A 14,770-nucleotide genomic window follows, 5' to 3' on the forward strand; every position below is an offset into this window, starting at 1 on the left:
GCCGGTGGCCGGGTCCCCCGGTCAGCGGGCGCGGGCGATCCGCGCCGGGCCGACCGGGGGCGGGGTGGTGACCGGCGGGGTCGTCGGGTCGGTGGTGGCGGGCGGGGTGGTCGTCACCGGCGTGGTCGTCACCGGGGCGGGGAGCGTGGTCGTCGGCTTCGGGGCGGTGGGCCCCGGGGACGTCGTGATCGGCTCCGCCGTGGTCGTCGGGGCCGTGGTCGGCGGCGTGGCGGCCGGGGTGGTGACCGGCGGGCCCGGCTTCAGCAGCACCAAGGCGTCCGTGGCGGCCAGTTCGGTCGACGGCGGCGCGGGGGTGCCGTCGACGCCGACCAGGCCCGCCGGGAGGTCGACCCGGACGGGTTTGCCGGTCGGGTTCACCGCCACCCAGCCGTGGGTGAAGCGGCGCGTCCACGTGCCGCCGGGCAGCCGGTTCGCGGTCTCGACCGCCTCCCCCAGGTCGGTGTCCTGGTACACCGACCAGTCCGGGTCCTGGTAGTCGTTCGTCCTCGCCCCGTGCCAGCACGTGTACGGCCCGGCCAGCAGCGCCGCCGTCGCGTAGCCGACGCGCTCCTCCCGGTGGCCGTGGGTCTTGGTGACCAGCAACAGCCACGACTCGCCGAGCGCGGCCTGGGCGCGCAGCTCCTTGAACTCGTTGCCCTGGAAGGTGACCAGCTCGCCGTCACCGCCGGTGCCGCGCAGGCCGAAGTTCTCCTCCATCGCGCCGTCGAAGCGCGAGTGCGCCGACCAGCGGCCCGGCGTGAGCTGGGACTCCGAGACGTTGGGGATCAGCATCTTGCCCGCTTTGTGCAGCGCGGAACCGGCCACTTCCAGGAACCGGTCCATGCCGTCCCGGATCGACCGGTCGGTGGCGGCGGTGTCGGCGGTGCCCTTCAGCACGGCCTTCGAGTAGTACTTCAGCGAGCTGAAGTCGTTGTCCGCCAACACCCCGTCCCAGCCCTCGCGGACCACCTCGGCGGTCACCGCCTCGGCCCAGGCCCGCTGGTACCCCGCGTCCCACACCGCCATCTGCCAGTGCCTCGGGTACCCGGCCCACTCGATCCGCCGGTCGGCGGTGTCCAGCGCGAACCACTCCGGGTGCCGGCGCTCCGCGTCGACGTACCCGATGCCGCTGGGCAGCAGCGGCGCGTCGTGGCCGCCGACCACCGCGCCGTGGTAGTCGCGGGTGCTGGAGAAGTCCTTGTACACCAGCACCTTGATCTTCGGGTTGAGCCGGCGCAGCCGGCGCATGGCGGCGGTCTCGGTCGCGTTGAGCACCACCAGGTCGTAGCGGCGGGCGGCGAGGTCGAGGTCGGCGTAGGTCGGCGGCTCGCCGATGCCGTACCACCACGCGCACGGCGCGGTCGGCTTCGGCGGCGCACCGAGCGGCGCGACGCCGGACGGCTCTTCGCCGCGCCGCTGCGCCGGCGGGTCGGCCGCGAGCGGTGCGGCCGTGGTGGTCCCGTGCTCCACGGCCGAGCTCGGCACCACGGCCAGTCCCACCAGCAGGAGCACCGCCGCGCTGGCGCCGGCCAGCGCCCGCCGGGTGCGGTCCCGAATCAGCGGTTCCTTCGGCACAACAGCTCACCCACCGTCAGGAGGAGGATTCTCGCGTCCAGCCACAACGACCAATTGGCGATGTAGTAGTTGTCGTAGCGGGACCTGTCGACTATCGAGGTGTCCCCCCTCAACCCGTGGACCTGGGCGAGCCCGGTCAAACCGGTCGGCACCCGGTGCCGCGCCCAGTATAGGTCGTGCACCGCCGAGAACTCGCGCACGAAACCGGGGCGCTCGGGTCGCGGGCCGACAATGGACATGTCACCCTTGAGGATGTTCCACAACTGCGGGAGCTCGTCGAGCGAGGTGCGCCGGAGGAATCGCCCGACCGGTCCGACGCGCCGGTCCCCGACCACCGACCACCGGCTCTGGGAATCGTCCTGGTGGTCGGTCATCCGGACGCTGCGCAGCTTGTAGAGGACGAATGTGCGGTCGTCCATGCCGACCCGGACCTGGCGGAAGATCACCGGCCGGCCGCTCTCCAGCACGACGGCCAGCGCGCCCAGCGCGATCACCGGTGCCAGCACCACCAGGGCGAGCCCGGCGAGCACCACGTCCACCGCGCGCTTGACCCACCAGCTCGGCCGGCTGGTCGGCGCGGTGCTCAGCCGCGTCAGCGGGTAGCTGCGCAGCCGCTCCACGTCCGGGCCGTCCTGGTAGAGCTCGTACATCCGGGGCACGACGAAGATCGCGCAGCCCAGCCGGTGGGCCGTGATGGCGGCGTTGACCAGCGGCGAGTCGGCCGCGCGGGAGAACGCCAGGACGACGCTGCCCGCGCCGAGCCGGGTGATGGCGTCGCCCAGGTTGTCCCCGAGCAGCGGTACCGGCAGCACCCTGGGGTCGAGTGCGGGAGCGGGGTCGACGAACCCGATCGGGCGCAACCCGTACTCGGGGTGCTGGAGCATCGACGCGGCCAGCGTGGCCCCGACCTTGCCCGCGCCGACCACGATGGTGCGGTCGCAGCGGTGGAAGCGGCGGCGGGCCCAGCGCCCGAAAGCGAACACGAACAGGCGGCCAGGTTCACTCCATGCAGTGAACTTCACCATGGCCCACTGCGCGTCGGCGGTCGCGTCCGGCGCGCCGCCCCACACCAGGGACACGACTGTGACCAGCGCGAACGCCGCCGCTGTCGCGATCACCGAGCGCGGCAGGTCGTGCAGCCAGGACAGCCACAGCCGCCGCCGGTAGAGCCGGCAGGAGGCCCGCACGCCCAGCAGCACGACGGCGACCGCGCCCGCCCAGACCGGCGGCAGCGCCCTCACCACGACGGCGATCGCGGCCACGTCGACCACGACCAGCAGCACCGCGACCGCGTTGACCCGCCCGAACACGTCCCGCCGGACCTCGACCGGTGCACCCGGCGACCGCGCCGCGGTGGTCGTCGCGCTCGCCCGGCTCACCTCCGGCCGCCCTTCCGGACGAGGACCGGCGCACGTCTACCCGAGCTCCTCGGCTCCGGTTCCTGGCCACTGCACATTGCGACGACGTCCTTTCCCTCGGTCGGCCACGAGGGGGCGGTCTCCCACCCCCTGGCCGAACCGCCACAAACGTAAACCGCCCGAGTTCACTCGAACGAGCATTTTGATTACTTACCGCACAGAACAGAACGAGACACGTAGTTGCATCACTCTTTCGGGAGCGAATGTCCTCCAATCCGGCGATAAAGGCAGCGTCTCGTGCGCGTTCTCGTCACCAACACGGGTGTGCGGAACACGGGGTGGGCGGAACCCGCGCGGAGTTCCCAGGCGAATAATTCTGGCCCGCTCACCCGCAACGATGGAAATGGGGTCGACCAGTGACCGTCGACGAACGTGAGGCGCGCCGCGCGCCGGGCTCGATCCTCACCCGCGGACGGGCGCACGTCGTGCTCCCCGCGTACAACGAGGCCGCCTCCCTGCCGCCGCTGCTGCGCCGGCTCGCCGAGGTGGCCCGGACCGAGGAGGTCACGGCCTGGGTGGTGGACGACGGCTCCTCCGACGGCACCGCCGAGGCCGCCGGCCAGGTCGCGGGCCTGGACGTCCGCGTCGTGCGGCACCCGGAGAACCTGGGGCTGGGCCAGGCCGTGCGGTCCGGTCTGCGCGCCGTGCTGGAGGTGGCCGACCGCGACGACCTGGTGGTCGTGATGGACGCCGACGACACCCACGACCCGGCGCTGATCACCGCCCTGCGCGGGGAGATCGCGGCGGGCGCGGACGTGGTGATCTGCTCCCGGTTCGTCGCGGGCGGCGACGACGCCACCGCGCCCGCGTTCCGCCGGCTGCTCTCCCGGGGCGCGGCGCTGCTGTTCCGCCGGGTGTTCCGGGTGGCGGGCGTGCGCGACTTCACCAGCGGCTTCCGCGCCTACCGGGTGAGCCTGCTGGACCGGGCCACGAGCCACTGGGGCGAGCGGCTGGTGGAGGAGCGCGGTTTCGCGTGCATGGTCGAGCTGCTGCTCAAGCTGCGCCACTGCCGGCCGGTGATCACCGAGGTGCCGTTGCACCTGCACTACGACCGCAAGCAGGGCCCGAGCAAGCTGCGGCTGTGGAAGACCGTGGCGCAGTACCTGAAGCTGCTGGTGCGCGACCGGCTCGCCCCCGCGCCCTACCGGCCGCTCTGACCCGGGACGGCCGTCCGGGCGGGCCGGGAACCGCGAGGACGGCCGGAGGACGGGCACGGGTGGGACCGGCGGCGAGCGGAGCGGAGGCGGGACCGGGTGGGCGAGGAGAAGGTGGCGGGAGTGGGCACGGGGTTGCGCGGGATGCGGGTGGTCGTGCTGGGCGGTGGGATCTGCGGGTTGGCGCTGGCCCACCGGCTGGGTCGGGCCGGCGCGGTCGTCGAGCTGGTCGAGGGGAGTGACCAGCTCGGCGGGCTGGGCACGTTCTTCCCGTGGCGGGAGCGGTGGGTCGAGCGCTTCTACCACTGCGTGATGCCCACCGACGACGACCTGCTGGAGCTGCTCGACGAGGTGGGGGCGCGCGAGCGCATCCGGTGGCGGCCGACCCGGATGGGCATGGTCGTGGACGGGCGGCACTTCCCGTTCAACACCCCGCGCGACCTGCTGCGGTTCACGCCGCTGCGGCTGCCCGAGCGGGTCCGGTTCGGGGTCGTCTCGTTGCTGCTCCGGCGGTTGGGCCGGGGCAAGGACCTCGACCGGCTGCGCACCGAGGACTGGTTGCGCGGCGTCTACGGCGACCGGATCTGGGAGCTGCTGCTCGCGCCGATGTTCGGGTCGAAGTTCGGCGCGTCGTTCGGGGACGTGCCCGCGCTGTACCTGTGGCAGCGCCTGGGGCGCGAGAGCAACGTCTCCGTGCGCGGCTACCCGGAAGGCGGCTACCGCGCCCTCGTCGACGCGTTGCGGGCTTCCGTCGAGGACTCCGGCGGCGCGGTGCGCACCTCCTGCCCCGTCACGCGGGTGTCCGCCGGCGGCGCGGTCACGCTGGCCTCCGGCGAGGTGCGCACCGCCGACCGGGTCGTCTCCACGCTGCCGCTGCCCGCGCTGCGGTCGATCGCCGACGAGGAGCTGGCGCGGGCGCTGCCCGACGTGCGGTTGCCGTACCAGGGCGTGGTGAACGCGCTGTTCTTCCTCAAGCGCCCGCTGACGGGCCACTACTGGGCCCCCGTGGTGCGGTCCGGCACCGAGTTCGACGGCGTCGTCGAGATGTCCGCGCTCGCCGGCGAGTTCGACGGGCGGCACCTGGTGTACGCGATGCGCTACACCGACCGGGAATCCGCGCTCTACCGCGAGGACGACGAGCGGATCGCGGCGCGGTGGGCCGCGCAGCTCGTCGGCCTGTACCCGGACCTCGTGGCCGGGGACGTGGAGGAGGTGCGGGTGTTCAAAGCGCCGTTCGTGGAACCGGTGTACCCGTTGGGCTACCTGGCGCGGCAGCCGCCGGTCGTGGTCGGGGGCACGCCGCTGCTGCTGGCCACCACGGCGCACGTCTACCCGTCGGTGACGAGCTGGAACTCCAGCGTGGGCCTGGCGAACCGCGGGGGGGGGCGGGGGGGGGGCGCCGCCGCGGCGGCCCCGCGCCACCGCCCCCCCGGGAGGGCCCCCGCGGGGGGGGGGCCCCCCCCCGGCCCCCTTCCCCCGGGGGGGCGCGGGGCGCCACCCCGGGGGGGGCCGGGCCCCCGCGGGGGGGGGGCGGGCCCCCCCCCCCCGCGGTCCGACCCGGCTCACCCGACCGGCAGGAGCGCCCCGGGGCGCTGGTCGACCAGCTCCTCCAGGGCGGTGGCGATCCGCAGCGCGGGTGAGCCCGTGCCGTAGGGCGACGGGACGGTGGCGAGGCGGGCCCGGTGGCCCGCCACGTCGTCGAGCCACCGGCCGACCTCCGCGCCGATCCGCGGGCCCGGCGGGACGAGCGTGCCGAAGGTCCCCTCGATCTCCGGGCGCTCGGTGCTGCGCCGGACCACGACGACCGGTCGCTTGAGGACGCTGGCCTCCTCCTGGATGCCGCCGGAGTCCGACACCACCACGGCCGCGCCGGCGGCGAGGGCGAGGAACTCGGGGTAGGCCCTGGGTTCCACCACGTGCAGGTCGCCCAGCAGCGCGCCGAGGCCGAAGTCGTGGACCCGCTTGGCGGTGCGCGGGTGCAGCGGCAGCACGACGGTCAGCGGCAGCGCGGCCAGCTCGCGCAGCACGGTTTCCAGGTTCACCGGGTCGTCCACGTTCTCCGGGCGGTGGATGGTGGCGACGGCGTAGTGGTCGCGGCGCAGGCCGTGGGCGGCGAGCACGGCGGCTTCCGCCTCGGGGCCGGGCCGCGCGGCGGCCAGCGCCTCCACGACGGTGTTGCCGGTGACCCGGACCCGGTCGGCCGGGATGTTCTCGGCCAGCAGGTTGGCCCGGTTGAGCGGGGTCGGCGCGCAGCACAGGTCGGCGAGGTGGTCGATGGCGACCCGGTTGTGCTCCTCCGGCATCGCCCGGTCGAAGCTGCGCAGACCGGCTTCCACGTGCACCAGCGGGACGTCGTTCGCGTTGGCCGCCAACGCTCCCGCGAGCGCCGAGGTCGTGTCGCCCTGCACCACGACGGCGGCGGTGCGGTGCGCGGCGAGCACGTCGTCGACCGCCTTGACCGCGCGGCCGAGTTGCGCGCCGCGCCGCGCGCCGCCGAGCGCGAACTCGTGGAAGCGGCCCGGTTCCGCGAGGTCGCGGCGGATCAGCTCGTACATCGTGCGGTCGTAGTGCTGCCCGGTGTAGACGACGACCGCGCGTGAGCCGAGGAGCCGGACGAGCGGGGCGAGTTTGATCAACTCGGGACGCGTGCCGCACACCAGCGTGACGGTGTCCACCGTGGGGGTTCTCCTTGTTCGACCGGGGTGTCCGGTGCCGGACCGCGCGACACGTTAGGTCCCGACGTGCGGATTTCCGTTGCACCTCAACCGATCGAGTGAACGGATGTGTCGAATCGGCTGTGCTGCCAGTACGTTGCGGTGGTGATTCGGACATTCAAGGCCGCGGCAGCCGCCGCGCTGACCGCGGCGGTGCTGGGTGCCCCCGCGTCCGGGGGGCCGCTCCTGCCGGACCTGAGACAGGCACCGGTCGGCTGTCGCGGCGGCACCACCGGAGCACCGGACCGGTGCGATGCCTGGGACGTGTGCATGGTGGCCGACCGGTACGCGCCGAACGGGGCCTGCCTGGACTCGGGCCGGGCCGGCGGGGTGCGCATCCGGTTCACCACGGCGGTGGACAACGTCGGTGACGGGCCGTTGCTCATCTACGGCAGGCGCGATTCGGTGGACTCGCCGACGATGACCGCGCGGCAGGCGTTCCAGTCCTCGCGCGACGGGTCGATCCCGGGTTCCTACGACGAGGCCGACAACCCGATCCCGGCGACGATGTACTACGAGCCCGCCCCCGCGCACACGCACTGGCACCTGATGGACTTCGAGCGCTTCCAGTTGCGCAAGCCGGACGGCACGACCCTGGTGCAGGACCGGAAGAACGGGTTCTGCCTCGGCGACCGCTACACCACGCGCGACGCCCGCGACCTGGCGAACCGGCCGCGCGACCCGGACAGCTCCGAGGGTCTGCTCGCGGAGTTCCTGCGGTTGAACCGCTGCCGCCACCACGAGCCGCGCGCGCTCGACGTCGTGGAGGGCATCTCGGTCGGGGCGGGCGACGACTACAAGTACGACGTCGACTACCAGTGGCTGGACCTGACCGACGTGCCCTCGGGCGTGTACGACGTGGTGAACCTGGTCAACGTCGACCGGAGCTTCCTGGAGAAGAGCTACGGGAACAACGCGTCGTCCATCGCCATCTCGGTGCAGTGGCCGGGCGGCACCGGACGCCCGCCGGTGATCACCAAGCCGCCGAAGGTGGAGCTGCTGCGCAGTTGCCCCGACCAGGAGCACTGCGCCAAGTCGTGAACGGGGCCGGGTTCACCGGCGTCCCGCGCGCGACAGCCCCGGTCCCCGCGCGGGGACCGGGGCTGTCGCGGTCGTGGTCCGAAGTGTGGCGGGGTCCGGCGGCCGGGGCCCGGCCTGGCGCACCGGGGGCACGGGCGCGGATCAGGCGGCCGGGTGCCGGGACCGCCGGCCGCTCCGGACGACGTGCACGGCGGCGACCAGGAACCAGAGCTGGACCGTCCCGCTGCCCACGCTGATCAGCGCGCCCGCGTCCACGCCGAGCAGCTCGACCAGCGGCAGGGCCAGGGCGGCGGCGGTGAGGACGGTGAAACCCTTGAGCCACACCGGGATGTCCGCGACCTTGGCCAGGCAGAGCAGCCAGCCGGCCGCGAACAGCGACACCCCGAGCAGTTCGCCGACACCGCCCGCGAACGAGTTCAGCGCGTCGTACTGCACCTCGATCGCGTCCCGGTGCACGCCCGCCTGCCAGTCGTGCGCGAGGTCGGGCATGGTGGTGAGCCACCGGACGATGCCGATGCACCGCGCCGCCGTGGACAGGGCGGCGAACGCCAGGCCGAGGCGGACCACCCGCGAGTCCTGCCGGCCGGGCGCGAAGGTCGCCGTGGCCCACAGCGCCACCGGCAGGAACAGCGCCGAGTAGGCGAGGTACAGGACGTACCCGAACCGCAGCGCCACCTCGTTCTCGGCCACCTGCGGCAGCACGGTGGCGGCGGGTTCGCCCAGGCTGGCCGGCCAGCCCACGGCGGCCCCGAGCACCACCGCCGGGGCGAACAGCAACAGCCCCTCCACCAGCAGCAGCAGCGCGGTCGCCCGCCTCGGGACGTCGACGCGTCCGCCGACTGCACTGCGATCAATAGTTGCACTGCGATCAGTGTTCACACTTCGACGGTAGCGCACTGCGAACACCGATCGCAACGCGCTAGCCTGACGCACCATGGCGACCAGGCGGGAACGGCTCAGGGAGCAGACGTCGGCCGAGATCAAGGCGGCGGCGCTGGCCCACCTGCGGGAGGGCGGCGGCGCGGTGCTGTCGTTGCGCGCGGTGGCGGTGTCGATCGGGATGAGCCCGGCGGGCCTGTACCGCTACTACCCCAGCCGGGACGCGCTGCTGACCGACCTGATCACCGACGGCTTCGCGGCGCTGGCGGAGGAGGTGGCGCGGGCGCGGGACGCGGCGGAGGGCGACGCCTTCGTGGCGGCGGCACTGGCCTACCGGCGGTGGGCGCTGGCGCACCCGCACGAGTTCGCGCTCCTGTACGGGACGCCGGTCCCGGACTACCAGGCCCCGAGGTCCGGCCCGACGTCGCACGCGAGCCGGCAGGTGGGCACCGCCTTCGTGCCGCCGATCATCGACGCGTGGCGGCGCGGCGCGCTGAAGCAGCGGGCGGTCGCACCGCCCCCCACCGCGCTGGACGTCTTCGCCTCGGCGGTGGACCTGCCGCCGGACGCGGCGGCGGTGGCGTTCGCCGCGTGGACCGCGATCCACGGCCTGGTGGTCCTGGAGACCTTCGGCCACCTGGCCTGGCTGGGCGAGGACACCGCCCCGCTCGCCGAAGCCCGCTTCCGCGCCCTGTCCGACGACCTCGGCATCGCCCCGTGACCGGGCCGTCCACCACGGGGCCGGCGCTCCTCGGGTGGCCGGCCACCGGCGGGTCGGGTCAGTCGGGTCAGCCAGGTCAGCCGGTCGGGTCGGGGCGGGTCAGGTCCATCGAGCCGAGGGCGCGGTCCACGTCGAACCCGAGTTCGTCGGCGAGGGTCAGGAACCGGTCCGCCGCCGCACTGTCGACCGGCAGGCCACCATCGCCGATCAGGCACATCACGCCGGCGGTGCAGGCGGCCTCGGCGTGCCCGGCGTCGGCCGCCCGCCCGTACCAGGCGAGGGCGGCCCGGGGGTCGTGCTCGACGCCGCGACCGGTCGCGTACATGCCGGCGACGTTCGCCATGGCCCGCGCGCTGCCCAGCTCGGCCGCGCGGAACGTCCACCGCGTCGCCTCGTCCTGGTCGGCGGGCACGCCGACGCCCGTGGCGTGCAGGACGCTGAGCTCGAACGCCGATTCGGCGCTGCCCCGGTCCGCCGCCGCCCGGTGGAACCGCATCGCCGCACCCAGGTCGGGGGCGCGGCCGAAGCCCCGCTGCGCCAGGTATCCCGCCAGGCACAACACCTCCGGGTCGTCCGGGTCCGCCGTGAGCAGCTCGTCCACCCGGCGCGCGGCGTCGGTGGCGTGCTCGGCGCTGCGGGCGAAGTAGGCGACCCGGGTCCAGCCCAGCGCCCCGGCCCGCGACCCGGCCCGGTCGGCCGCGCGGTACGCCTCGACGGCGGCGGGCACGTCCCGGCGCGGGTGCGGTGCCCACGGCGCGGCACCGTGGGCCCGCAACCTCCCGAGTTCCAGCCACGCGTCCACCACACCGGCCGCAGCGAACAACTCCGCGCCGTCGGTGGCCGGATCGCCCAGCAGGCGGGACAGGGTGCGGTAGCCCGGTGCGTTCACACCTCGGACCTTCGTGCGAGGACCGGGGAGAATTTCCCCGTGACGCCACGGTAATCGCCGAGGCCGGTGCCGTGCCACGGCATCGGCGCTGACCGTCCACTGTGGATTATCGGCGACGCGGAACCGGTTGCCGCGTGGGCGAGGTCCGCGCTGCCGCTCCCAGCGCGTCGGTCCGTTGAGGACACCGGCACGGGTCCGGCGGGCCGCCCGGTCCACCCGGCGGGCAGCGACGTGCGGCGCGGCCGTGGAATAGTCACGGGGTGCCCGGTCGACTCGTTCCCCTCGTGCTCCTGCTGGCCGTGACGGCGTGCGGCGGTCCGCCGCCCCCTCCCGCGCCCAGTCCGAGCCCGACCGCGCCGGCGTGCCCGGAGGGCGGGGTGGAGATCGCCGCGATCGGCGGTGAGGCCGCGACGGGCCTGCGGGTGCTCACGCTGGAGATGCGCAACTGCGGCACCGGAACGCACCGGATCGCGGGCTACCCGGACGTGCGCCTGCTGGACGAGGACGGGCAGCCGCTGGAGGTGCGGGTCGAGCACGGGTCGGCGGGGATCTCGCTGATCGAGTCGTTCGAAGCGCCCCCGGCCGAATTCGCCCTGGGGCCCGGCGACCGGGCCACGGCGGGCATCGTGTGGCGCAACACCTACGACGACACCACCAAGCCGCCGCAGGTCGGCGTGCGGATCGACATCGCGCCGCTCGCGGGACTCCCCCGCCGGACGTTCACCCCCCGGCTGGGCGTCGACGGCGGCCCGCCGTCGACGGACTCCGAGGCCACCACCATCGACCTCGGCAGCACCGGCCGGATCGGGCTGAGCCCGTGGCGCGCGCCGGAGGGCCAGGGCGAATGACCGCGTCCCCGGTCGTCCCGCCGGCAGGTGGTGGACGGCTCGGCACGTACCGTCCGCGTCACGGCCCGCTGTGCACGAGGCCCGCCCACACGTCCGGGCGGCCCGGGAACCGGGCGCGCAGGCCGCGCGCGACCTCGCGGACGGCGTGCGCGGCGGTGTCGGCGGACGGGGTGTCGGGCAGCAGGTCGTAGAACGCCGTGGCCGTGCGGGCGGCCAGCGCGTCGTCGACCGGCCACAGGCCGGCCACCACGTGCCGGAAGCCCGCCAGGTGGAAGGCGGCGGCCAGGTTGAGCGGCTCGTCGACGTACCGGCCGCGCGCGGCCGTCGAGCACGCGGACAGGTACGCGAGCTCGGCGTGCTCGGGGTGCAGCCTGCCGATCGCCTCGACCGTGAGCACCTCGTCGGTCAGGTGCAGCACGGCGCGGGAGCTGGTGCCCGGGTCCACGGTCGCGTGGCACGCGAAGTGCACCCACGTGCAGTCGCCGACCGCGTCGAGCACCTGCCGGGTGGTCGGGTCCACCAGGAGCGGGTCGTCGGGGTGCCGGGCGTGCAGCACCGCCGCCTCGGCCACCGTGCCGGGCAGCCGGGGCAGTCCGGCCGTGTGCTCCACGGCGACGGTGAGCTGCCGGCGCACCGCCGGCCGGGGCCGGCGGCGGGCGTGGTCCAGGGTGCGGACGGTCGGCAGGTAGGACGACACCAGCAGGTCCAACGCGTCGCCCGCCGCGTGGAACGGCAGGTCGCCCAACGGCCCGAGCGGCAGCCACCACACCCGCCCGCCGCCCACCACGTCGACCACCGGGGAGACGGCGGCCGTCCACAGCCAGTCCAGCAGGTCGGTGAGCACCCGGCGGGCGTGCGCCCTCCCGCCCGGCCGGGTCGCGGGCACCGCGTCGTGCAGGGCCGCCCGGTGCTCCGCCAGCCCGGCGGCGAGCAGCGGCAGGTCGAGGTGCACGACACCGTCGCCGGTCACCACGACCGCGTCGGCCCGGCCGGCGGCGGCGTTGAGCAGCACGATCGGGCCCTCCGACGCGGTCTCCCGCACCGGTGCGGGGCGCAGGAACCCGGCCAGGCCGGGCAGCTCGCGGGCCGCGTCCACCAGGCGGTCGCGCTCGGCCCACAGGCGGGTGCGGTTCGCCGAGCCCACGGTGTCCCTGGTCGACCCGGTCAGGTCGGCGAGCATCGGCTCGGTGAGCCGCGCGTGCACCTCGGCCAGCCTGCGCGCGGCGCGCGGGTGCACCCGGGCCAGGTCCGCGAGGTCGGCGCGGGTGCCCAGTTCGGCGTCGAGGACGATCGCGCGCCCCCGCTCGGCGATCTCCACCGCGCCCTCCGGGTCGCCGGCGGCCAGGTGCGCGGCCACCGCGTCGCCGGGTAGCAGGCGGTGCGCGACCAGCGCCTGCTCCTGCTCGGACCAGGCGCTGTCCCGCCACACCACGGCGCGCAGCAGCCCGACGGCGTCCCGCAGCACCCGCGCGGCCTGCTCGGGACGTCCCAGCGCGAGGGCCAGCACGCCGATCTCGCGACCGGCCTCGGCGCGCAACGCGGGCAGGTCCGGGGCCGGTTCGGCGTAGCCGGCGATCAGCGGATCGAGCGGCGGGACCTCGTCGGGGGCGACGGCGTGCAGCCGCAGGCACGCGGCGGCGAGCGCGGTCAGCCGGGCGACCCGCAGGCGCGGGTCCGGGTCGTGCGCCAGGGCCTCGGTCGCCGCCGCCACCGCGCGGCGGGCGTCGGCCGGGTCGCCCAGCGCGTCGAACCGCGCGGTGCGCGCTCGGGCCAGCGCGACCAGGGACGCGGCGGACGGGATCGTCGCGGCGGCCTCGGCGCGGGCCACGACCCGGTCCAGGTCCTCGGCCCGGCCGTGCCGGGCGTAGCGCAGGCGGAGCAGGCCGGGTGCGTCCGGGGCGAGCCCGGCGGCCCGGTCCAGGTGGGCGTCGACGCCGGTCGCCTCGAACGCGGCGAGGTGCGCGCGGGCCAGCCGGGCGGTGATCAGGGGTCCGCCGGCCAGGTCGAAGGCCCGTTCGTGCAGGGCGAGCGCCGTCTCCAGGTCGTCCGCCGCGCCGGACTCGGCGAACCGCAGGCGGTAGACCTCGGCCATCGCGCTCACGTCCGCGGCGTCGGCCACCTCGCCGATCTGGTCGGCCAGGTCGGCGGCGCGCCGGATGTCGGCCGCCGCGCCCACCGCCTCGAACCGGCGGCGGTGGGCGTCGGCCAGCCGGACCAGGAACCGGTCCCGCACCGGGTCGTCGGCGTTGGCCGCGAGCGGTGTCTCGTCCAGGACGAAGGTCACGCCGTTGACCTCCAGCGCGAGCTCGCCGACGGCGATCAGCAGGTCCAGGTCGGCGGTGTCGGCCGGGTCCGCGCTCGCCGCGCCGAGGTTCGCGGTGTCGGCCGGGTCGACGCTCGCCGCGCCCAGGTCGGCCGGGTCGAGGGTGGCTTCGTAGTGGGCCAGCCACAGCCGGCGCAGCCGCCCGCCCCGGCTGTGCGCGGGCAGGGTCGGGTCGGCCCGGCGGGGCGAGGCGGCGAACCCGGCCAGCCCGGCGAGCGCCGGGTCGTCCCGGCCCGCGTCGGCGGCCAGCCGCAGGTCGGCGGGGTCGCCGGCGAGGTCGAACCGGGCGAGCGCCGCCCGTGCCACCCCGCCGGCCGAGCCGATCGCGGTGAACAGGGCCAGCGCCCGGTCCAGGTCCGGGCCGCCGGAGCCGAACCGGAACCGGACCAGGTAGGTGCGGGCCAGGTGGTCGGCCACCGCCTCCCGGTTGTCCGGTGGCTCGTAGCCGGCGGCGTGGTCGTCCAGGACCCGTTCGAACGGGTGGCGGTAGCGCCGCAGCCGCAGCCCGACCCGGGCCCGGCGGACCGGCGTGGCCAGGGCCAGTTCGCCGATCTCGACGGCCTCCCGGATGTCGCCGAGGCTGCCCGCCTCGACCCGGATGCCCAGCCCGACCGCCACCGCGCCCAGGAACCAGCCCCGGTCGGGGTGCCGGCGCGGCAGGACCGCCAGGCACGCGCGGGCGCGGTCCAGCAGCTCGTCGGCCGCCCGGGGGTCGTGGCCCTGGCGGAAGATCTCCAGGTTCAGCAGCACCAGCAGGCTCGCGTGGCGGGCGTGGTCGCGGTGCGAGGTGTCCTCGACCAGGTGTTCCAGCAGGACGATCGCCATGCGCGGGGCGATGGGGTGGTCGCCCACCCCGGCGAACGCGACGGCCGCGCCGAACTGGCTCGCGGGGTGCGCGTCCGGACCGGGCAGCAGGCGGCGCAGCAGCGGCGGCCGGTCCTCGGCCGGGCCGGACCAGTGCCAGGCCACGGCGTGCGCCAGGTCGGTGATCGCGAGGCGGTGCTCGAACCTCAGGTGGAACAGGGCGGCGAGCAGGCGGCGCACGTCGTCGGGGGCGTTCTCGTCGAGCCCGTCGAGCAGGGCCCAGGTCTCGGCTTCGACGTCGCCGGCGAACAGCGCCGACGCGTCGCCGGTCCGCTGGAACGCCTCGACCCGCTGCGCGAGGGCGGCGGCGGGTTGCGGTAATCGCACGGGGTCGACCCTAGTCG

At 75.3% G+C, this 14,770-nt stretch carries 11 protein-coding genes; 5 read left to right on the plus strand and 6 right to left on the minus strand.

The annotated features are described in order from the left end of the window. Positions 1-21 precede the first annotated feature (21 nt). Together AB0G01_RS18155 and AB0G01_RS18160 are read right to left on the minus strand one after the other, a co-directional pair. Positions 22-1,575 carry a putative glycoside hydrolase family 15 protein gene (locus tag AB0G01_RS18155; RefSeq protein WP_360946785.1) on the minus strand — a complete coding sequence of 518 codons (1,554 nt, stop codon included), beginning with the start codon at positions 1,573-1,575 and terminating at the stop codon, positions 22-24. Continuing rightward, entirely contained in the window at positions 1,557-2,954 is a 1,398-nt protein-coding gene (locus AB0G01_RS18160) for a sugar transferase (RefSeq protein WP_360946787.1), read from the minus strand. The genes AB0G01_RS18155 and AB0G01_RS18160 overlap by 19 nt, the downstream gene beginning before the upstream one ends. A gap of 395 nt (positions 2,955-3,349) precedes the next feature. On the opposite strand from AB0G01_RS18160, the gene AB0G01_RS18165 reads away from it, so the two are divergent. Both AB0G01_RS18165 and AB0G01_RS18170 read left to right on the plus strand, forming a co-directional pair. Then, positions 3,350-4,150: a glycosyltransferase gene (locus AB0G01_RS18165; protein WP_360946789.1), complete on the plus strand. Its 801-nt coding sequence runs from the start codon at positions 3,350-3,352 to the stop codon at positions 4,148-4,150. 96 nt (positions 4,151-4,246) lie between these two features. Continuing rightward, positions 4,247-5,800 (plus strand): FAD-dependent oxidoreductase, encoded by a 1,554-nt coding sequence (locus tag AB0G01_RS18170; protein ID WP_360946791.1) that lies wholly within the window; start codon positions 4,247-4,249, stop codon positions 5,798-5,800. Here AB0G01_RS18170 and wecB read toward each other — a convergent pair. After that, complete coding sequence (gene wecB / locus AB0G01_RS18175; protein WP_360946793.1) at positions 5,710-6,822, minus strand: UDP-N-acetylglucosamine 2-epimerase (non-hydrolyzing); 1,113 nt, start codon at positions 6,820-6,822, stop codon at positions 5,710-5,712. The genes AB0G01_RS18170 and wecB overlap by 91 nt on opposite strands. Before the next feature lie 144 nt (positions 6,823-6,966). Between wecB and AB0G01_RS18180 the strand changes: the two genes are divergently transcribed. After that, positions 6,967-7,902 (plus strand): lysyl oxidase family protein, encoded by a 936-nt coding sequence (locus AB0G01_RS18180; RefSeq protein ID WP_360946795.1) that lies wholly within the window; start codon positions 6,967-6,969, stop codon positions 7,900-7,902. A gap of 141 nt (positions 7,903-8,043) precedes the next feature. On the opposite strand, the gene AB0G01_RS18185 is transcribed toward AB0G01_RS18180, so the two are convergent. Then, entirely contained in the window at positions 8,044-8,781 is a 738-nt protein-coding gene (locus AB0G01_RS18185; RefSeq protein ID WP_360946797.1) for a DUF4386 family protein, read from the minus strand. Between the two features lie 55 nt (positions 8,782-8,836). Between AB0G01_RS18185 and AB0G01_RS18190 the strand changes: the two genes are divergently transcribed. Further along, positions 8,837-9,502 carry a TetR/AcrR family transcriptional regulator gene (locus AB0G01_RS18190; RefSeq protein WP_360946799.1) on the plus strand — a complete coding sequence of 222 codons (666 nt, stop codon included), beginning with the start codon at positions 8,837-8,839 and terminating at the stop codon, positions 9,500-9,502. Between the two features lie 76 nt (positions 9,503-9,578). Here the strand turns inward: AB0G01_RS18190 and AB0G01_RS18195 are convergent, their stop codons facing one another. Beyond that, positions 9,579-10,391: a tetratricopeptide repeat protein gene (locus AB0G01_RS18195; protein ID WP_360946801.1), complete on the minus strand. Its 813-nt coding sequence runs from the start codon at positions 10,389-10,391 to the stop codon at positions 9,579-9,581. 260 nt (positions 10,392-10,651) lie between these two features. On the opposite strand from AB0G01_RS18195, the gene AB0G01_RS18200 reads away from it, so the two are divergent. Then, positions 10,652-11,239, plus strand: coding sequence for a DUF4232 domain-containing protein (locus AB0G01_RS18200; protein ID WP_360946803.1), 588 nt, complete (start codon positions 10,652-10,654; stop codon positions 11,237-11,239). A 58-nt stretch (positions 11,240-11,297) separates the two neighbouring features. On the opposite strand, the gene AB0G01_RS18205 is transcribed toward AB0G01_RS18200, so the two are convergent. Then, positions 11,298-14,753 (minus strand): CHAT domain-containing protein, encoded by a 3,456-nt coding sequence (locus AB0G01_RS18205; RefSeq protein ID WP_360946805.1) that lies wholly within the window; start codon positions 14,751-14,753, stop codon positions 11,298-11,300. Positions 14,754-14,770 lie beyond the last annotated feature (17 nt).

Origin of the sequence: Actinosynnema sp. NPDC023587 (genome assembly GCF_040640215.1) — a bacterium.
Lineage (GTDB): Bacteria > Actinomycetota > Actinomycetes > Mycobacteriales > Pseudonocardiaceae > Actinosynnema.

Coding starts and splice junctions, on each gene's coding strand:
- AB0G01_RS18190 (WP_360946799.1), top strand. CDS start 8,837: ATGGCGACCAGGCGGGAACGGCTCAGGGAGCAGACGTCGGCCGAGATC.